This is a genomic window from Halogeometricum pallidum JCM 14848, from assembly GCF_000337095.1.
Lineage (GTDB): Archaea > Halobacteriota > Halobacteria > Halobacteriales > Haloferacaceae > Halogeometricum > Halogeometricum pallidum.
The window spans coordinates 50,815-71,235 of record NZ_AOIV01000036.1 but is presented as its reverse complement, the minus strand read 5'-3'; the positions used below and the strand labels follow the sequence as shown (position 1 = coordinate 71,235).

Genomic DNA, 20,421 nt, shown 5'->3' with positions numbered 1-20,421 from the left:
AACTTATCCTGTCACCTCGAAATCGATGTAAGGCAAGACGAGTGCGTCTGCAGCTCTTCTCGAGGTCCTGTCGTCACGTGCGTTTGCTTCTGCCTTCTCGCGCTCCCAGCTACGAAGTAGAGAGCGGAGCTGTCTCTTCGCATCATCCAGGCTGTCGAGGCTCAACTCACGTTCAATCTGCTCACGCGTCAGACCGTCGTTCTCACGAACCGCGAGCTCCAGACAGAAAAGCCGCCAGAACGTCTTGGAATACTTCTTCGCCTCTTTGGGATCATACCCCGAAGAATCCAGCTCAGCGCTCATCAATCGGTACCAGATGTGAAGATCGTCCTCGTAGTCGGGAAAGGAGTCAGTAGGGAAGTCCTCAATGAAATCGTACAACGTCTCTCTCGTCGGTCCAGCATTCCGGTCGAAGGAGAGCGTCATCTGTGCCGAATCTGCAGTCCCCAACTGCTTATCCAGACGCCGGTAATGTCGCTGTATTTCGTACGGCGCATCGTCGTACATCCGGTCGGTGAGTCCCTCGAGTCCGAGGTCGTAGTAACGTTCAAGCGCGCGACTTGCCGCTCGACGTCCCCGCCGAATCGTCCCTTCTGGTCTGTCAATGTCAGTAGCATCGACGTCGCAAATTACTGGATCGTCGTTTGGCTCGCCTCCGGTGTGAACGCCGGTATTGGCAGTCGCCGTCATTGTACCATACATATACCAGAAGGTCGGGATGTCGGTCGTAACCCGCTCACTGTCTAATTCCTCTTTCACGAAATAGAGCAGCTTGTGAACGGCCTTTCGGGAGAGGGGACTGTCGTACCTGTGTTCGTCGAAGAGAAGTGCAACCACCTCACTCACGCTCAGTTTCCCGTGCATCGATTCGTCAATCTATCATTAGAATCGGACATATATCTATGCTGTGGGTAGAGGAGAAACACTATCTATCAAAGAGCACGGATGTCCAGTAACTAAATGCCGATATACAATCACGAAGGAACAAGCGAGGCTAGTGGGGACAAGGGTGAAAAGTACAAGCAGGCCATCGAAGAGTACCTCCGCGCTCGGGGCTACAGCATCGAACGACGGTCGAATCATCACAGCACGACCGAAGACCTGGCCGCGGTCACCGTCGACGAGAGTTTCCACTATCTCAGCGGCGAGAAGGTAGGTGACGACGTCAAGAAGTTCGTACGGGTGGAGGCCAAGGGAACCAAGTTGTCGCGACTAGATGACGATTTCCTCACTGAGCTAGCTCGCGTTTTCATCGACTATTGCGAGCAGGACGGAGGATTCGAATACCACATTTACGCATCGTACCTCCAAGCCTTTGACAAGTGGGAGCGAATATTCGATCCCAGGACGAACACCCCGGAGTACATCAATGGCTACTTCGATACCCTGAAAGAGAGGCAGAAGCTGAATAACGCCGAGGAAGCAGCCCTCCAAGACCTTGGAGTAGAAGACTTCGAGTGGTTTCTCGCCGATGTCTTCGTCCACCGCGCCAGCTGGAACCGCCTCGGACAGATGGCAGAGGATGAGCGGTCTGTGAATCGCTCCAAATGGGACTTCTACACCCGAGAGAACTCACCCGCGCGAGAAGCCGAGACTCTTGTCGCCAACTTCCTCCGCATTAGTGGGCTACCAGAATCGATTTACATCGGTGAAAACCTCGCAGATCATCCTGAGAACATCTACGTCGACAATCCTCGACACCTGCCCATCTGGGTCGAGTCAGGCCTGTTCTACAGCCTGATTCCAATGGAAGAGATGCCTGACTCGCTCCGTCCGTTCGTCGATGAGGAGTCTGTTCAGAGCCAACCGTTCGACAGTTGGCTAGAGAACGAAGATACTGCCCCCGACGTTGCGAAGCGACTGTTCAACCGTGAGATACGACGACGCGCAGTCGACGGGTACGAAGATTGTAGAATGGTTCGTCACCAGTACGAAAATCGCCTGCTCTTCAAACACGAAGGCGGGGGATCTGACGAAGAGGACGATTCTCCGGTAAAGACGAGGGTCGAGGGATGGGACGTTGCGATGGATTGGGGCGCATATACCGCCCATCGCTATGCGGCACCGGTTGTCAAGCAACATAAGGAGCAGTTCTACGTCTTCATCGACACTGGGTGGATGTTCTCCCGTTCCGGTGGCGGCACCAGTATTGTAAAAGGCGACACCGCCAGCAAACTCCATGACAAACTCCAAAGTAGCGGCCATTACCGTCCAAATAATCTGAAGGCACAATTCCGACAGTGGCGCGCATACCTCGGAATGGACGAATCACCACCGCTTGAGGAGGCTGGTATAGAGGATGACCCCCAACGACTGGAGTTCGAGCACGAAGAGGGGTTAGAGCTTCGCGTGCGGCCTCCGAAAGACGGCTCCGAACGGGAACTTCTCATGCAACGAGGTGTGGACGCGTACTGATGTCTGGGTTCAGAGTGGACTACCTCTCGGAGCCGGAACTCGTCTTCGCCGGTGGAAATACGGCGAAAGATCCACGGAGCGGACTGCTGAAGTACGGGCCCTGCCCACCGCGTGACGGCTCTAATCATGAGGTGGTACGGGTTGGACTGATTGGTGATAGCTGGTCTATCTCGGCGATGCGAGACCTGCTTGAGGACATGCGTTATGGGATCCTTCCCGAGGGAGACGAGCGACAGCGGTGGAATCAACCCTTCCCGGGACTCGGCCCTAACTCTGAGCTCAAGATGTCGTTCGATCAGCGTCCGATGTGGCGGGGCGAAATCGAACATGATGACATCGACTCACTGAGCGACGTCCGCGATGATGCCGACCGTGTTGAGATGGCACTGGATTACATCAAGTACCAGATAGAAGGCGTCTGCTCAACAACCCCGAGCCCGGACGTAGTCATTGTAAGCATCCCGGAAACACTCGCTGAGCTGTTCACAGAGGGCAAGAAAGCAGATACTATTCGGACGGCCGACACCGACTTCAGAAGCCGCATCAAGCTCCTGGGGATGCTGAATCAGACCCCGACACAGCTCATCGGCCCCAAGACCCTCCGCGGAGAGGATGTCCAACCACGTCGAGAGGTAGCGTGGAATCTCGCAGTTGGTCTACTCTACAAGGCTCGAAGAGGACGACCATGGAAGCTTACTGAACTCAAATCGAACACCTGCTACGCCGGCATATCCTTCTACGATGAGCGCGGGACGGATCCAGACACCAGAGCGTCAATCGCGCAGGTGTTCATGGAGACCGGAGAGAACTTCGTCATCCGTGGCGATCCGGTCACCGATATCGCCAGTGATGACGATACAGGACGGACACATCTGTCGGCTGGAGATGCCGAGCGGCTAATCCAAACCATCTTGGAGCGGTACGGCGACCGAAGGCAGGATCGCCCTGATCGATTGGTGATTCACAAGTCTTCCAACTTCTGGGAGCAGGAGACAGAAGGCTTCAAATCTGGCTCCGAAGACGTGAGACAGCGAGACTTCATCACCATCCGAGAACACCACCCAATTCGTCTCTTCAGCAACACGCAGTACCCGCCTCTGAGGGGTACAGTCGCCCTGCCACCTGGGAGAGAAGAGTACTACCTCTACACGAAGGGATTCATTCCAGAGATTTCCGCATACGCTGAGTCCGGCACACCAAACCCAATCGTCGTCCGTCCTCATGAAGAGGTGAACGCTACCTCGTACCGAGAAATCTGCGAGGAGATACTCTCGTTCTCGAAGCTCGATTGGAACAGCTCTGACTTCTGCAAGAAGCTCCCCGTGACAGTCGGGATCGCTGACGCTGTCAGCGATATTCTCGCAGAGCCCATGGCACAGAACCTACCCGACGGGGCGTTCCCGTACCACTACTACTATTATATGTGACCTCGCTCGCTAGAATTTTTATTGGAACAGAATGAGGGCAACTGACAAAGGAACACGTAAGTTCGCTGGCAACCCGCCCTACCGTTATGACGAGTTCTCTTATCACTGCCTCTAACGTCACTGCTTTCGGTCTCTTGTGTGATTTAGCTGGAGCAATTCTACTTGGTCCAAACATTGTTCGGCAATCGTACAAAGCCGCACAGGTGCGTAAACAGCTACAATATGAAGGGTATGAGCCGAATGATGTCATGACATCATTTTATCTAAACGATGAGCCAATCGAACATGAATCGCTCAAATCGTCGAAACAGCAACTTCGGGAGTTTGAGCGTGAATGGCTCTTACCAGCTATTGGGCTAGTGCTCCTCTGTATAGGATTCACAGTGCAATTCATCGCGGTTGCGTTCCTGTAACGAGATCAGTCGAAAGCTGCGATCGACAAGCTAGCTTCCATACCAGAATGTATAGTTAACCAACATCGAAGCCACCCACCATCACTTGTTGGTTAACTTTTCGTCTTAAGATAGATTTTGCAGTTCAAATCAGAGGTTCGCACCGAAACGGCCATAGAGCAGTAGTTTACCGAGAATCGGGTGACTTCAGAACTTGACGAGATCATGCAGAGAACTTCGTATATCGACATACGATTTATAAAACACTATTCTGCCGTTATAGCCTGTGTATCCTTCGATATAGGGAGAATTCGAGAATAAAGACACACTGTGTATTATCCCAGTTGTACACAGTAGATTTACGTGGGTCGCCGCCGTCGGTCGAGCACGAACCATGGAACCCGACGAGGGCGACGCTACACCCGGGGAAACACCGGTCGAGACGGCCATCCAGCAGTACCTCGACAGCGTCGAGGCTGGTAACTCCAGGAAAAACTTCGCGTCGACCCTCGCGACGTGGCGAACCTGGCTGCGCGAGGAGCGCGGTGTGACGGACCTCGAGGACCTGGACGTCCTCGACTGCCGCCGATACGCGCGTCATCTCAAAAAGCAGGCCCGCGACGGCGATTTGAAAGCGAGTACCGCGACCACCTACTACGCGTACGTCCGCGCGTTCCTCACGTTCTGCGTGGCCGACGAGCTCCTCGATACGAATCCGGCCAAAGCGAAGCGTGCCACCGACGAGCTCCCCGAGGATCTTGGTGACGCCGACCGACAGTTCTGGCGCGAAAAGGAGCGGCGGGCGATAACGCGCTACGTCGACGAACGTGTCGACCACGCCCTTGACGGGGGAGTGGACGTGAGTCGTGAGCGGGCCTTTCGCGACCGAGCAATCGTCTATCTCCTGGGACTCTCGGGCGTTCGCGGCGCGGAGGTGTTCGCTGAACCCTCGGACGACAAGCGCAACGGTATCACCTGGGGAGACGTCCAACTCGACTCCGGTGCCGTCCGCGTCCTCGGGAAGTCACGAGAGTACGAGTACGCACAACTTCCCGAGCGGGCCGCCACGGTACTAGAGCGGTACAGGACTGTCCTCGATCCACCGACCGACGAGTGGCCAGTCTTTCCCAGCGGGCACGCTCCGTCGAAATATCGCGCCGTTCGCGAGCAGCTGGCCCACGAGGGAATTTCGGACGACGAGATCGAGACCATCCTCGACGACAGTGATATCGACACAGTGCTCCGAGAACATGAGGTCGTCCCACCAGCGCTCTCGACGAACGGTGCTCGCAACCTGATGAAGCGGCTGTGTGAGGACGCGAACCTTGACGTCGACGGTGACTACCTGAAACCACACGGTGCTCGTCGAGGACTCGGCCACGAACTCTACGCGAGCGGCCACGCTGAACTCGCCCAATCAGCACTCCGACACGCGAGCATCGAGACGACCCACGAGTCGTACTCCGACATCCAAGCAGCTGAAACAGCGAAGCAAGTCGACGATCTTCTTGGCGAGTGAATCCACCAACGTATGGATGCAGCAGTAGGGCGTTGGTTGAGGAGGCTCCAGAATCCTAATGTTAATCCTAATATTAAGATTGTGGGTATTAGCTGCCTTTGGAGGGACTCCGAGATAATCCAGAGACGCACCTGAGAAAGTCCTATTTAGAGTATAGTGCCCGTATTATCTGAATCTGGCTCTACTCCTCCTAGAAATCGATAACACAGGTTAGACCCTATATGTCCTCTTGGGTTTATACCAAACATATGGGTCTCAGAGACCTGATCAAACAACGTCGGAGTAGAGTTCTCCCCGAAGAAGTGGGAGACGTAGCAGCAGACGTCATTCCGGGATTCTTCATCGAAGGCCAAGTTGCCCCGAAGTACAGAGAACACCTGCTAGAGAGCTATCGAAAGCGCGATGGGAATCCACCGAGGCGAGACGACAACGGACATCTCCGCTCGATTGACGAAACACGGATGGACAGGGCCTGGAACGATGTTGCCGAGGCTATGGATCGAAGTGAAGGCGATATTCGAGCCTGTGTTCTCAACATATACGAAGATGCTGGCGAGTATGAAACCAAACCGGCCCGCCTCCGTCACGATTTCAATGAAATACTGAATCGTGCCACGACCGAAATCGAGGATTGAGCCTGCCACGGCGTCTATCACTGTCGAGCCCGACCGGATTCCTGTTCACACGTAGCCTTTCGGACTGAGGATCCCCGATTGAGCGGGGCATAGTTAATCTTAAGAATAAGATTAAACCTTTGAGATTAGTAATCCGGTGATTGTGAAGTAGACTGGATCATCAGTGATTCACTACTAGTCGCCCCAGTGAACGACAGACCTGTATTGGGCTACAGAAGCACTAAGTAGTAGATAGCTTGTTTAATCTTATTCTTAAGATTAGATTCTGTGGTTTACGTCGTCTTGTCTCGCAGTCCCACTTGAGACTCACCAAAATCTACAAGAGTGTCGGTAGCTAAGAGCGACCATGGTAGCCCTCAGGGAACAAACTTCGGGGATGGAGCTTACAATCCCATTGCCGGTGCCGAACAACCGGCTATTCCGATACGCAGCAACAGGCGACATTCTCACACTGCTCGCAAACAACCCACATACACGGTTCAGCATCAGGGACATCCGACGGGCGACCGATCATAGCCCGAGCAGCGTGACCGATACAGTCGATCTGTTAGCTGAAACCGACCTCGTCCATATTACACGAGAAGGGAACAGGAAGCTCGTCCAGATCAATCGCGAACGCCTCACAAAGCCAGACGACCCAGTTCTCCAGATCCCGCAATCCGAGTTCCACGATCCGGTTCGAACCCTCGTGGACACGTTGCGCAGCCGGATCGACAACATTGCTGGCATCCTCGTCTTCGGCAGTGTCGCTCGTGGCGAGGCTGACCGGTCGAGCGACATTGACTGCTTTGTACTCGTCACCGATGAGAAGGCGACCGCCCAGCGAATCGCTCACGAAGTCGCACGCGACTTGGAGGAACAACGGTTCGCTGGCGACCGCTACCAGTTCCAGGTCCTCGCCGAATCGATGGAGAGCGTTTCCAACATCGGTGATCGACTCCGCGAGATTTTCACTGAGGGTATCGTTCTTTACGAGACTGAACACCTCCACACGGCCAAGCAAGAGGTCTTGACGAATGGACAGTAGTTACGTTGAAGACGCACTCACGGACGCCCAGCGAGCGTTCGAGCGTGAGCCATCCCACAAAGAATCCGGACTCGACACCGACGACGACGCACTCCTGCAGCTCCGGAAGGCATGTCGCCTCCTCGATGCAGCCCGTTTCCTGCGGACACAGAACGGGTACTATACCGTCGTCATCGAAAGTTCGTTCATCGCCATCGAGCGCAGTATTCACTTCTATCTACTCCACGCGACAGGGATGGACAGCACGGAGTTCGTCACCCATTCGGACGTCTACGAACGGGGTGCCGAGGCGAACTTGTACAGCAAGTCGCTGGGAGACCAGTTCCTCCAGCTCTGGCTAGAGAATCGCTCGAAAACCTACTATCGACAGGCCGTCGGCGGAGAGACACAGGCCGACGCCATGCTCGAGCTCGCGACCGCGGTTCATCAGTATATTCTCGACTATCTCTCGATCGGCCACGAGTGCATCTGTACCCGAGGTTGACAAGCTTAAGTCTAATATTAAGGTTAATCTATTATCTACGGCCTCTTTTATTGGCTCTGAGTGAAAGTAAGGTCAGGGCAAGGGTCGATCACGTGACGGTCTCGGGGTTGGATGAAGAGGGATTGGACGGAACCGCTCTACTAGAGGTCGGTTGGCGGGAGGAGGTCACAGAGGATGGGCGCTTGTTCGAGCAGGGAGTCGAAGAGGCGCTCAGTAGGCCGATATAACGCATGATGTTCATCAACGGTGCAGGTGGCCTCCTCATCGTCCGTCCACGCGAGGAAGCCACTGTCGAGAAGCGGAGCTAGCGTCGCATCCAGTACAGCACCGGTACGCCCAGACTCGACTTCGAGTGTATGACGTGGGAATTGGGACAGGAAAGTGCGGGTACAGCAACCTAGCACGTGGGCACGCCGGGCAGCGAATAACTCATTGAGTGCAGTACGATGAGTGCGAGTCCAATAATCGTCGAGTCTGACGTAGGTGCGGACAATCGGAGAGAGGTCATTGAGGGTGCCATTTGCGTGGACGATGCCGAGGTCGTTGAGGGCGTGTTGGTCGTGGGTGTCAAGAGACTCACCGAGCGGATGGAGAACAGTTTGGAGTGCATCGTGGTATCGCGACGTGAGAAATTCGCCAGCGACGACATGGGCGTTGCCGATATTCCGGGTTGGGTGGATTGCCTCGTGGTGATCGGGATCGCGATGGTCAACATGAGTTCGTGGGTAGGTCATGTAGCACCTCCCACAACGATGCGTCAGGCATTAACACTCCGAGCGTCCAAGAATGGCGACATCAGTTTCCATTCTGAACCGATGTTATACACTTAGCTATCAACGGGCGTCGAAAGAGCGTCGAAGGGAAGCGGCTACTGAACGGTCGGAGCGGATTCCAGGCCAGAAACAGCCTTCACAATATCAGTCAGGGCGTCCCGTGAGAGAGGGTCGATCTCTTCGCGGGCTCCGTCGACGGTATAGAGAATCGACGTCGAAATCTCACGCTCAGGATACAGCTCCCGAAGCACGTGATAGTAGACACTGAGTTGTTTTCGATACTCGGCTTCCGCGTGCCGACCACGGTCGGTCTTGTAGTCGACCACTTCGATGCGGTCGGCTCGAACGTGAACGAGATCGATGATCCCGGAGATCATCACGCGAGTCCCGTCGACGTCCAGCGGAAGGTAGGCGTCCTCCTCGACGAGCAGGTCGCCCGAAAGGCCGTCGAGAAACGACATCACGTGCTGTTTGTCGTCCCATCCGGGGTCGTCCCGATTCAGTTCTACATCATCGCCACGCGCGTACGCTTCCGCAAAGTCGTGGACGTCGGTACCGAACGCCTTCCCCATACCATCGTCGACGTCCTCGAAAACATCCTCACGCATCAGCGAATGTGGTGAGTGTCCGACCGGTCCCTCCGGTGTCGGTACCGTGATCAGCAACTCCGTCTGCTCGGTTTCGTCTACGGTGTCCGCATCAGGTTCAGTGTCCCACGCTTCGATTTCGACAGGGAGTTCTTCGAGGAACGTGTTTGGATCCTCCCCGGCCGAGAAGATAACGTGGCTCTCGGCGCGCGTAATCGCCACGTAGAGCAGTCGGCGCTCCTCGTCGTACTCCCTGGGCAAACACCGGCGGAGGACGTCAGTCCGCCAGTCATCGTACACGTGGGGGAGGCCGTCAGCCTCGGCGTAGCGTTTCCGCTGTCGGAGTCCGACCGGATCCTGAAACGTAATCGTTCCACTCCCGCCGCCCGATGGTGGGAATCGCCCACTGTTCATGTTGGCGAGAACGACGATGGGATGTTCGAGCCCCTTCGCTGCGTGAATCGTCTGGACCGTCACTGAGTTTGCACCGGCGTTCGCATGAACATCGTGGGTACTGCCCGCTTCGATGCCGCGCTCGATGAACCGGACAAGGTCTCCCCGAGTCAGTGTCGTCGCGGTGTGCACTGACTGAATCGTGTGGAGAACGACGTCGGCTGTAGCACCGTCGTACCCGTACCGCGAGAAGACGCGTTCGGCCACCCCGCCGAGCGTCTCCAGTTCTGCCAGCTTCTCGCGGAACGAGCGCATGTTCTCGGGATACGCCTCAGTCTCCAGAACGTGCTTGATCTCATCGAGTGTGTAGCCTGCTTGCTCGAGGACGACCGACCAGCCGCGATCGGTGTCGGATTCGAGGATGCGGAGCCACGCTAGCAGTAACTTCGCCTGAGGCGTGCGGAACAGCTCGATCCCGCCCTCGTACGCCATCGGCAATCCGTACTCCTCGGCGGTCTGCAGCAGGTCGCGGCCGAACTCTCGTGTTCGCGTGAGAACCGCGACGTCTCGATACTCGGGCGTCCGAAGCGACCCGTCATCGGCCTCAACCTGGTAGGCGTCGTTGCCGACGATATCCTGAATCTTCGCGACCACCGACTCGTGTTCCTCCGGGCTCGCGATCGCTTCGATCTGGGTGTTCTCGTGTTCGGTGTTGGTCGAGAGTGAGACGATTCGATCCTGGATGGCCTCGACATCGACGTTGTCCCGGTTCGCCGCCGGAACGAGTAGCCCGTGCTCCGAGAAGTCAAGGATCTCCTGGGTGGAGCGGTAGTTCTCGATAAGCTCGATGGTGTGAATCGGCCGGGTGTCGAAGGTGACCCGTTCGTGGTCGGCGTTCAGTTCGTCGACGAACCGATTGAGCCGGTCCTCGAAGGCAGTGATGTTCTCGACTTCGGCGTACTGGAAGCCGTAGATGCTCTGCTTCCAGTCGCCGACGACACAGAGGTTGTTCGTCCCCGCGAGCAGCAGCGTCAGCTTGAACTGGATCTCGCTGGAGTCCTGGAACTCGTCAACCATCGCGTAGTCGAACGCAATGGATTCACGAAGCGCGTGGTCCTCACAGAGCAGGACGAACGCGAACAATTGGAGGAACCCGAAGTTGAGGTAGTTCCGGCCGAGCGCGAATTCGAGGTACTCGTAGAAGACGTCGTGGACGAATGCCTTGAGTCCCTCACGGTCAGCGTCGAATACCATCCGAGCGACGGCATCGGGGACGCGCTTCGTGCCCTGCCCGCGAATCTCGGCCTTCTCAGGGGCGTTTGGCAGGTAGCACTTGTTCTTCCCATAGCGATTGAGCTTCGAGCGAAGCCGTGACTGCTTGCTCCCGCCATTCTGTGGCTCATTTACGTCATCGAACAGCGATTTGAACGCCTCAAAGTCGCCGTCGAGATACCGTTCGCCGTTCCGATACCAGCCGTCGGCTGTCGGGAACACACCCTTCGAGGCGAGTTGTGAGACGAGTCCGAGGAGTTCAGTCGGGTTCGAGACGATGCGGAAGTAGTCATCGTACTCGGGGTGGTCGTCGCTGAACCGGTCGATGAACTCTCCGAACAGGGCTTCCTCGACGAGGTCGTCCTCAACGATGCGCGTCGAGCCCGTGATGCGGTCGTCGATCCCGAGGTGCGTCGGCGCGGCATAGCCGTGCTCCTGGAGGAGATCGTGGCAGAGCGAATGGAACGTCTGGATCGGCGCGTCCGCGAGATCGCGCATTCCGTACTCGCAGTGGCCGACGATCCGGTCCTTCATCTCGGTTGCAGCGTTGTTCGTGAACGTCACCAGCAGCACGTCCTCAGGGGCGACGTCGTCCTCGTCGACGATGTTCGCATAGCGGCGCGTGATGGTGAACGTCTTCCCCGTGCCTGCGCCGGCGTCAACGAGGTATAAGCCGTCGGTGCTGTCGATGAGGTCCTGCTGTTGAGGGTTGGGGTCAGTCATGGTCAAGAAGGAGGTCGCGGTTGTCCACGCGACGGTAGTTCGGTTCACCGGCGAGTCCGTTCACAGGGAAGCGTTCTTCGCCAGCACGTCGGTGGTTAAGTTCCGTCATACGCTCGGTGACGAACGTCTCGAAGCCGTCGAGATCCTCTTCGAAGTAGTTCTGACTCCGAACTCGTGCCAGCTGACGAAGCAGCTGTTTACAGCCCGACGAGACGTATTTGTACTCGCCGACACACTCCTGGAGTCGAGTTTGCATCGCCTGCCCGAACTCGGAGTCGATGAGTTCGTCACTATCGCGTGTCGCCGGTAGCGGGACCGACTCGAACGCGGCTTGATAATCAGTGTACTCAATCTTCGAGAGCGTCTTCTGGCAATTCTTCGCCCCGTCATCGCGGAGCTTCTCGAACGTCGCTCGCGACCGGGCGTGCTCCTCGAACTGGGTCGGATAATACTCAACGGTCGTCAGCGTCTCATCTAAGTCCGCCTCGCCGGCGACGACGTCGTCGAGCGTCTCGAGAAAGTGGAAGAACGTGAACTGTAGGCGCTCGCCTGGGCGCTCACTTCGGCGGTGGGCGAGATAGAGAAGTGCCTGGAAGTTCGGCGTATCGCTCGGTGGATCGAGCGCGGAGTTCTTGACGACGCGAGACGCTCGTTTCCGACTCCCACTCTTGTAGTCGAGGAGGTGAGTCGGACCATGAACGAGGTCGATCTTACCCTTCAGTCCGAGATCCTCGTTCTCGAACCAGCGCTCCGTGAACGGCGAGTCGACTTCCCTGTCAAAATGGGCCGCGAAGAAATTCTGCCCCCACCCGCTGTTCGGAGTGAGCAGGTCGTCGCCTTCCGGGGTGCGTTCGTCGAGCAGCTCGACGATGGTTTCGAGCCCGATCCGGTACTTGGTACGGCGCGTTGGACGGTCGACGCGGCGAACGAACGATTCCGCCTCCTCAAGCATTACGTCGACGAGGTCTTCGATGGTCTCCTCGTCGATCAGGTCGGGATGATTGACGTAGAACTCGGCGAAGTCGTGGAAGAGATTCCCCTCCTTGAAGTAGTCCTTATCGGGGCCGTCGACGAGCCGACTGAAGAGGTAGTCACGGGGGCTGTTGACGTACGTACTCAGACTGGACTGGCTGACGGTGTCGATCTGCGTCGGTGAGACGTCGAGCGATTCCTTCTCGAACCCATCTTTGGTCGCACTGAAGGTCCGTCCGTGAGTCACCGTGTCGAGATCGCTGAACCGTTCGAAGTCATCATCAAGGAGGTCCTCGAAGTAGAGACACGGCGTTGCGGGTGAGCCGCCGATCGTGTCCTGAACGAGGTAATACTGTTCGACGCCGTTCTGGAGGAGGAGCTGAAACTGCGTCAGGTTCCGAGTGAATTCGGCGTCACGGTCGACCCACGGACGACGTGGTGGAGAGTGAGTCCACGCTTCGTCGAGGCCGAGGTAGAATACGACGGGGCGGTCTACGTAGGCTGCTGACTTTGCGTCGGCCAGGAGAACCCCTTCGTCTTCGCGGTCGACGGGGACTTCGTAGCTCTGGAGGTAGTATTCGAGTCGATCAATGCCCTGTCTGGTGACGTCGTCGGTAGCGATACCGAGCGCCTCGAGTTCATCTCGGAACGCATCGAGGCTGATCCCGGCCTGTCGTTCGTATGCAGTAAGTGCTCCAGCGAACGTTGTCTCGCCGATTTCCGCGCTGAACTCCTGGAACCACGTGAGACTGTCGGCGTCGACATCGTGTTGCCGTTTGTCGTCGTGTTCAACGTCGACATCGATACCGAGGTTGGAGAGGACTGAACGAATTGTCTTCACACGCGTCTCTGTCCCGCGAGTAGCGGCGCGAAGGAACTGGACGAATCCGCGGTGATGCTGTTCGTCAGCGAACCCTGGGCCACCGATGAACGGAATATCGGCGGCTTCGAGCGCGCTCGGGACGAACGTTGCATATTCACTCCCGCGATCCGCGACGACCGCGACGTCCTCCGCATTGTCGGCGGAGACGATGCCGAGCACAGCGTCGACGATTGCGGTACTTGAATCGAAGATGTGGAACGGCGGTCGGTCGAATGCGGCATCGGTGAATGGATCGAACGTATCGTACTGCGTGGGGAGAATCGATCGTTCGAGAGTCGTGAGCTGGTCGTGGCCGACGACGGCGACGTCTTTGCTGTCGTCGATTTGGTACTCGCCGAGTCGCCGAGAAGTCGTATCGAGCGTTGAGAGCTGGTCGACGGTGGTTTCCGTCGCGGTGTCGGCGTATGCGTCGTAGTCGAGAACGGCATCGACGCGTCCCTGGTGCTCCCAGCATTGGAGCGTGTTGCCGATCGCGTATGCAGCCTGCTTCCACTCCAGGTCGGTGGTCGTAACGAGTTCGAGAAAGGCACTCCGGTCCTCGGCGCGTTCGCGACGGCCTGCTGCGAGTCGACGCGGCGTGATGGCAAATATACCGAGATGAGCGCGGTCAAGACGTCGGTTCAGCCCACTGGCAAGCGGCGCATCAGGAACGATGACGAGGTCATAGTCTCGGACTTCGTCGTAGAGGGAGTCAAGTGGTTTCGCCCGCGTAACTGGCACGGCAACAACAACTCAGCCAATAATTCATATAATTATCGCCAAGTGTGTATTTGATAGCGATCACTTGGTATCGATGAGAAAGAAGTCGCCGGCTAAGACATCAATCCCCTTCATTCGCGGAGAAGTGGGTCGGGAAGCGCAGGACAGTCGTAATCGAAGGCCCCCGTTTAACCAACAAAATTAAGCCTTCGAGCCCCATCTGTTGGTTAAAGTGCTCCCATGTCGTACACAGAACCAGCGACCCCACTCGAGGTACCCGGAGAAGTAGCGTCCTCACTCGAGGAGTGTAATGCGGAAACGCTCCGATCTATCGCCAAGTATGCTGATGCACTCGCGGAGTATCGAGAGCGGGAGGCGCGGTTGAACGAAGCTGATGATGAAGACGATCCTTCAGAACGGCCTGAGGATTTGCCTGAAGACGTCCCTACCAAAGCCACACTGACTGAGAAGGAGATCAACGGAAATCGGTATTACTACTGGCAGTGGAGAGAGGGTGACAAAATCAAATCTCAATACAAAGGACCAGTGAATCCGAGCGAGTAATAATTAACCAACAGGTGCAGAATACTGGCGTGTCTGTTGGTTAACCTTGTGGACTTGTTGCTGCCGGTTCCAGTATCAATATCTTACCGTAGAATGGATGTCTTCCGCGTATTCGAGAGAATCAGATTTCGATAGTGACTCGATTCTGAGAGTAGCTGAAACGGCCGTAGTTAATCTTAAGATTAATATTCAGATTAGATTTAAGTCGGTTCAGTATGTGGAGCCACTATGAGCGACCAATTCACCGAGGCCCTCGATAAAACAGAGGAGGCACAGGAGACCTATGCGAATCAACTCGGGATCAAGCCAGAGCGAATTCCGTTCACGGCTGAAACACTTCCTGACGCGAGTATTGCGGTGCGTGCGAATCAAGATCTACTCAACGAAGTCGCGAGCCACATCCTGAATCGAGCAGGCCACATCTCGATCATCGATGAACGGGGCGCTGGGAAATCTCACTTCCGTGATCTCGTGTACGATGCTCTTTCAGATGGNAATCGAGCAGGCCACATCTCGATCATCGATGAACGGGGCGCTGGGAAATCTCACTTCCGTGATCTCGTGTACGATGCTCTTTCAGATGGCCCTCGGAGCGAGGAGTTCCGAGTCGCTCGAATACGCGAAGTGGAGTCCATCACGACACGTCGCTTCTATACACGCCTTCTCGACGAGCTCAGCGAGTACGATGACCTCGAGATTCCAGAGTCTTACCCTCACGCCACAGACGAAGTTCGACAGCTCGTCGAGGAGGTTGCCGACCAGCTCGAAGCCCTCGATATCGCGTGTATTATTCAGGTCGACCAACTCGAGGATGCAGCTCGGAATACACGGACCTTCGAGCAGCTACTAGCCGCGTTGCAGAGTGTCGGTGACCTCGGAGAAAGTGAACCAGTTTTCATTCTCTTCCTGTTCGGAACAGAGCGTGCTGGTGATCGAATCGACGAACTGCGCGAGACACTCAGTTCGCGACTCGTCGCGAANACAGAGCGTGCTGGTGATCGAATCGACGAACTGCGCGAGACACTCAGTTCGCGACTCGTCGCGAAGGATCGGACGCTGGAACGGTTCGGGTTCGCAGAAACAGAAGAACTCATCGCCAGATGGCTTGCCTGGGCCCGTGAGGAAGAGTACGATTCTGGATATCCGTCCGACCCCTACACGGCGAGTGCCATCGAGACTGTCGTCGAAGTCAGCGATGGGACTCCGCGTAATACTCGACAGAAGTGCTATCATGCATTCCGGGCTGGTGCGCAGCAATTCGCAGCCGAACAAGACGTCCAAATCACGGACGAGACGTTAGACGAATATCTTTAATATTAAGCTTAAGAATAAGAGCGTATGAGCAACGACAATCCATTCGGCGAAGCGATGGATGACGCAGCGGAGGAAAAAGACCGAGTGGACCAGCAAGGTTCGTCGGACTTCGATACAGAACCTTACTACGACGCACTCAACACTGGCGTGAAGGACCACACAATAGGCGTCTCGGTAAGCGAAGAGATGCATCAGTTCTGGCGTGAACTCCAGGACACGGATGATGTCGACGTCAATCCAGCCCAGTCCATTCGTAATCATCTCGAGAATCTCGCCCATCGTCACCCGGACGTATTCGAACGAGCCATGCGGAAACTCGAAATCGATCGGGAGATGTGACCGACGCCCTTAACCAACAGGCCTATCGGAAGACATCTCCGCGTTGGTTAACTGGCAAGAGAGACTCAGATTGTCTTGCAGTTGGTGACTCGCGGACAGTACGCATCGACTCTGCAGTGACGTAGAATCCGATGAATTGCATCCTAATCGCCAGGATGCGGAGGCTCACCTCTATCGACTTGTTCACCGAGACCACGCGCGTACACAGAGTCACCTCTATCGATTTGTTCAGGGGCGTAGCTATGGGCAGTTCGATCATTGAGGAGAGACATTCCCGAATTGCAGGATGGAATTATGAACGCGGAAAGCCTTGCTGGGGAACGGATTCTGCATATTACGGTACTGACTTTGGAACCACCCTCTCACCCCTATCGATTTGTTCTCCCGGGAAAGAGCACCACCGGGGCAGTTTGACGCCAGTGGAAGTAATGAGAGATACCGTGATTGGGAGCTATAACCCATATTTTCTGCTTTTTTAAGACTGTTTTCGACTTTTTCGGGAGACGAGGACGATGTAGAACAAATCGATAGGGGAGACTGACCGAGTTCAGAAGCAAGTCTAAGGACTTGTATTGGAGATGTAGAGGCTGACCACACCCACGTTACAGGAACCTGTTTAAGTCAAGAAACGAAGCCAAATCGAACGACTCCAATTGATCAGAACAAATCGATAGGGGTGTGTCTACTCTAGCTAGTCTAGTACTAGAACTAGAAGAAAGAAGAATAGATAGAGAAGACAACAGCTCATCCAACGATAATTCGGCTTTGGGGTGGCGACAGCGTGATCAACATCGAGTGACCCCTACCCCTCCTTTGTGGGTAGAACAAATCGATAGGGGTGAGAGGGTGTTGTTCATTTCTCGTGATGTCGTCCAAAGAAAGCCTCTCTAACAAATCGTCGGAGGTCTGCGAGCAGAACGCTATAACTCGTTGATTCTGTACCGATGAGCCTCATAACGGTAGAAAAGAAATCGACAGGGGAATCTTTTAGTATCCTGATAGAGTGGGGTGGGGTATGCCCACGGATCCTGGTCCCGAGGAAACACCCGAGTCCACGGGTTCTATTAAAGATCTCATCCTCGAGCAGGAAGAAGCCGCGAGTCTCATCAAGAACCGTTCTCTTCTCGAACCGAACGAGATCGTCGACGAGGAACGTATCGTCGGTCGCGACTCCCAGCTCACCGACATCACCCAGCATCTTCGAGTCGCGATTAGTAATGAGCGCCCTCCAAACCTCTTCCTCTACGGGCCGTCAGGGACTGGAAAATCGCTCATCATTAACGCCGTCTGTTCGAACATCCTCGAACTCTGTGAAAGTCGTGACATCAGATTCGGCGTAATCCAGATGAACTGCCAGAACGTCGGGACTCTCGGCTCAGCCGTTTACGAGCTAGCCCGAAAAGTCGCGAACGACGTCGGAGCGACCGTTGAGGTCCCAGAACACGGTATCCCGAACAAGAAGAAATGGCGAGAACTCTACCGCCTTATTAACGAACACTACGATACTGTCGTCTTCATCCTCGATGAACTTGATATGCTCGTCGGTCGCCGAGATATGGACGAGCCGGCCTTCTCCCGTCTTCTGTACCAGCTTTCTCGCGCAGGGAGTACGGACGAGATCACCGCCCAAGTCTCTGTAACCGCCATCACTAACGACACAAAGATGATGGAGAACGTTGGCAGTCGAGCACTTAGTTCGTTCACGCCGGAGGACGTCCACTTCAGCGACTATGATGCCAACCAGCTCCGAGAGATTCTTTGGGCTCGGGAAGATGCTTTCCACGAAAACGCACTCAGTAACGACGTGATTCCGCTAGCTGCCGCGTTCGCTGCACAAACGAACGGGGACGCACGGAAGGCGATCGACCTCATGCGAACAGCAGGGTCGATCGCTGAGAAAGCAAATGCGGACCAGGTTCGCGAAGAGCACATCCGAGAAGCCCAAGACAAAGTCGAGAAGAACCGCGTACTCGAAGTGACTCGTGGGATTAGCACCCAGAAGAAGCTCTGTCTCTTTGCGACTGCTGCGGTTGCTCGGGAAACCGGGACTGGTGCAGCGAAAAGTCCGCTCGGCTATCGCGTGTATCAGTATCTGACGGGGACACTCGATGCAGATCAGTATCACCAGGAGACGTATGTGAACAAGATGAAGGAACTCACGACGTATTCCTTGGTTGAGACCGAGCGGAAAAGTCAGGGACCGCATTCGGGAAGCTACCTCGAGTTTACGTTTGGAGAGAACCCGAACACCATCATCGAGACACTTCGAGAAGATTCGCGACTGAAGGACGTCAACGTGGACGAACTACGGACCGTCGTGAAGGCTCAGATCAATAAGTAGCTTCTTCTCGGAACAAATCGATAGGGGCGAGGGTGCGGTGACGACCTAGCTCACCCGACATCGAGAACAAGTCGATAGAGGTGTGCCCAGGTGTTTGGTGGTTTCTCACACAACAAATCGATAGGGGCGTCTGTCTCACTCTAATCTACGGTATTCTCAGGCGACATTTGTTCTATACTGTCCTCGAAATATGGGGCACGAGTGGTGCCGCTCCGCCAGCCTACTGGCGGAGTCGATTCACTAGTCTACGCTCATATTCATGTAGCCGCCTTTAACGACTTCCTCGAAGGGATCTCCACGAACCAGGGATTCAGCGTCCGACACATCTTCGAGTACTATCTCAGAGACGAACCGCGTCTCTGACGCCCAGTTGGGTGTCCCTGGCTCAGGAACATGGACGAGCCGGATCACATATGACCGATCTCCTCGGAGGAATGCCTTGCAGCGACGGTATTCGTTGGTCGTTAGTCGGAAGTGGAACGGTGGGGTACGGCCGCCGACCGCCTTCACCTCGACGGGAACGAACTGGCTGATATCGAACTCTCGCCGTGGACCTGATAATGGACCGAATGGGTCGATTACGTCGAACCCGGGGCCCTGTTCAAGCGTGACGTTACAGAGTCTGACCAGTGGGTGATCCCGAAGCCGTCCATCTCCAAGGTGATCACGCCAGTCGACGATAGATTCCCGCGTTAACCCACCGCCCGACAAGAGCGGTAGTAGCTCCTGGTCCCAGACTCGGTCGAGATGCCAGTTGTGATCGCCGTTCTGCTGATCGTCGTGCAACGCGCGGAACGTCGAGCGGACCGGCCGAATCATTCCGATGGGCTGGTCGTCAAGCCAACGAGCAGCATCATCCAGAATCGCGACGAGCGTTGCAGCCTCACCCTGCTGACCACGACCACGATACTGCGTACTCCCACCGCCACCGCCACTGCCAGTTGTCCTCGTCTCGCGTCGCCAGGTAACACGTTTCGTCCACAACTGCTGGCGAACCAGTTACGTCCGGAATCGTCTCCGTCCACTGGATCGATCCATCGGAGCGGGCGAGGGCTGTCAGGGTCGCCTGCTCGTAGTCCGGACCACGTGTAACGGCCAGGAGCGTCTCATCTGCGAGTGCGACTCCGACAGCGCGGCCTGTTTCGAGGTGCACGTCAAGTTGCTGTTCGCCAGATTCAGCGTCGAACCCTGCAAGGTAGACGTCCGAGTTCTCGGCGTCATCCCGCGACTCGACATAGGCGAGGTAGACACGCACCGGGCCGACGATCGGTGCCGTTGCGCCATGTAGGTCCTTCCCTGGACGCCGAAGCCAGGCGACGTCGACATCGCCGTGTGGGACTGTGGAGGCCGCGTAGCCGGTTCGGCCGCCATCGTGTCCTTCCAAGAGCCAGTGACCGGCCGCCGTGTAGCTCGCAGTGTACTCGTCGTTCGTGAACGGCTTCGGAACCGACCCCCTACGTGAGAGCCCGGGAACGTTCGGGGCGGTACACCCGGCGAGAGACAGCACACTTCCGCCAGCCACAGTCTGTCGGAGGAGGTACCGACGCGTCAGCGAGACCATATGAACAGTGGACAACACTGTGTCAAACATCTTCTGGAGGGACAAACAACTGCTAGCGTCGGTTGCGGTCTCCTCGAAAGCCCCCGAACGCTCGCCGGCTG

16 protein-coding genes are annotated in these 20,421 nt (G+C 56.0%); 11 read left to right on the top strand and 5 right to left on the bottom strand.

Annotated elements, in window-relative coordinates; all coding sequences use genetic code 11:
* Positions 1-3 precede the first annotated feature (3 nt).
* Entirely contained in the window at positions 4-864 is an 861-nt protein-coding gene (locus C474_RS14160; protein WP_008387997.1) for a hypothetical protein, read from the bottom strand.
* Positions 865-960: 96 nt separating this feature from the next.
* Here C474_RS14160 and C474_RS14155 point away from each other — a divergent pair, with 96 nt between their 5' ends.
* The 7 genes from C474_RS14155 (at position 961) to C474_RS22815 (ending at position 8,729) form a co-directional block, all read left to right on the top strand.
* Entirely contained in the window at positions 961-2,415 is a 1,455-nt protein-coding gene (locus C474_RS14155) for a hypothetical protein (protein ID WP_008387995.1), read from the top strand.
* Positions 2,415-3,842, top strand: a complete 1,428-nt coding sequence (locus tag C474_RS14150) for an argonaute/piwi family protein (protein ID WP_008387991.1) — start codon at positions 2,415-2,417, stop codon at positions 3,840-3,842. Before C474_RS14155 ends, C474_RS14150 begins: the two co-directional genes overlap by 1 nt.
* Positions 3,843-4,628: 786 nt before the next feature.
* Entirely contained in the window at positions 4,629-5,753 is a 1,125-nt protein-coding gene (locus tag C474_RS14145; protein WP_008387989.1) for a tyrosine-type recombinase/integrase, read from the top strand.
* A 248-nt stretch (positions 5,754-6,001) separates the two neighbouring features.
* Positions 6,002-6,388, top strand: a complete 387-nt coding sequence (locus C474_RS22160; protein WP_152421682.1) for a hypothetical protein — start codon at positions 6,002-6,004, stop codon at positions 6,386-6,388.
* Positions 6,389-6,734: 346 nt separating this feature from the next.
* Positions 6,735-7,415 (top strand): nucleotidyltransferase domain-containing protein, encoded by a 681-nt coding sequence (locus tag C474_RS14135; RefSeq protein WP_049917021.1) that lies wholly within the window; start codon positions 6,735-6,737, stop codon positions 7,413-7,415.
* Positions 7,405-7,899: a hypothetical protein gene (locus C474_RS14130; RefSeq protein ID WP_008387984.1), complete on the top strand. Its 495-nt coding sequence runs from the start codon at positions 7,405-7,407 to the stop codon at positions 7,897-7,899. The genes C474_RS14135 and C474_RS14130 overlap by 11 nt, the downstream gene beginning before the upstream one ends.
* 524 nt (positions 7,900-8,423) lie before the next feature.
* On the top strand, positions 8,424-8,729 hold the full coding sequence (locus C474_RS22815) for a hypothetical protein (RefSeq protein WP_160166843.1): 306 nt from the start codon (positions 8,424-8,426) through the stop codon (positions 8,727-8,729).
* Positions 8,730-8,767: 38 nt separating this feature from the next.
* Here C474_RS22815 and C474_RS14120 read toward each other — a convergent pair whose 3' ends face one another.
* Both C474_RS14120 and C474_RS14115 read right to left on the bottom strand, forming a co-directional pair.
* The gene (locus C474_RS14120; RefSeq protein WP_008387982.1) at positions 8,768-11,647 is read right to left on the bottom strand and encodes a UvrD-helicase domain-containing protein; all 2,880 of its coding nucleotides are present in this window, start codon (positions 11,645-11,647) and stop codon (positions 8,768-8,770) included.
* Positions 11,640-14,222: a PD-(D/E)XK nuclease family protein gene (locus C474_RS14115; RefSeq protein ID WP_008387981.1), complete on the bottom strand. Its 2,583-nt coding sequence runs from the start codon at positions 14,220-14,222 to the stop codon at positions 11,640-11,642. Before C474_RS14115 ends, C474_RS14120 begins: the two co-directional genes overlap by 8 nt.
* A gap of 219 nt (positions 14,223-14,441) precedes the next feature.
* Here C474_RS14115 and C474_RS21655 point away from each other — a divergent pair, with 219 nt between their 5' ends.
* The 4 genes from C474_RS21655 (at position 14,442) to C474_RS14100 (ending at position 18,759) form a co-directional block, all read left to right on the top strand.
* Complete coding sequence (locus C474_RS21655) at positions 14,442-14,765, top strand: hypothetical protein (protein WP_083862050.1); 324 nt, start codon at positions 14,442-14,444, stop codon at positions 14,763-14,765.
* Between the two features lie 228 nt (positions 14,766-14,993).
* Entirely contained in the window at positions 14,994-16,079 is a 1,086-nt protein-coding gene (locus C474_RS23145) for a ribonuclease H family protein (RefSeq protein WP_049917020.1), read from the top strand.
* A gap of 24 nt (positions 16,080-16,103) precedes the next feature.
* Entirely contained in the window at positions 16,104-16,418 is a 315-nt protein-coding gene (locus C474_RS14105) for a hypothetical protein (RefSeq protein ID WP_049917019.1), read from the top strand.
* Between the two features lie 1,015 nt (positions 16,419-17,433).
* Positions 17,434-18,759 carry an orc1/cdc6 family replication initiation protein gene (locus C474_RS14100; protein WP_008387977.1) on the top strand — a complete coding sequence of 442 codons (1,326 nt, stop codon included), beginning with the start codon at positions 17,434-17,436 and terminating at the stop codon, positions 18,757-18,759.
* Between the two features lie 240 nt (positions 18,760-18,999).
* On the opposite strand, the gene C474_RS21650 is transcribed toward C474_RS14100, so the two are convergent.
* A complete protein-coding gene (locus tag C474_RS21650; RefSeq protein WP_204366096.1) occupies positions 19,000-19,545 on the bottom strand; it encodes a hypothetical protein in 546 nt (181 codons plus the stop codon).
* A gap of 97 nt (positions 19,546-19,642) precedes the next feature.
* On the bottom strand, positions 19,643-20,320 hold the full coding sequence (locus C474_RS22155; RefSeq protein WP_049917018.1) for a PQQ-binding-like beta-propeller repeat protein: 678 nt from the start codon (positions 20,318-20,320) through the stop codon (positions 19,643-19,645).
* Between the last annotated feature and the right edge of the window lie 101 nt (positions 20,321-20,421).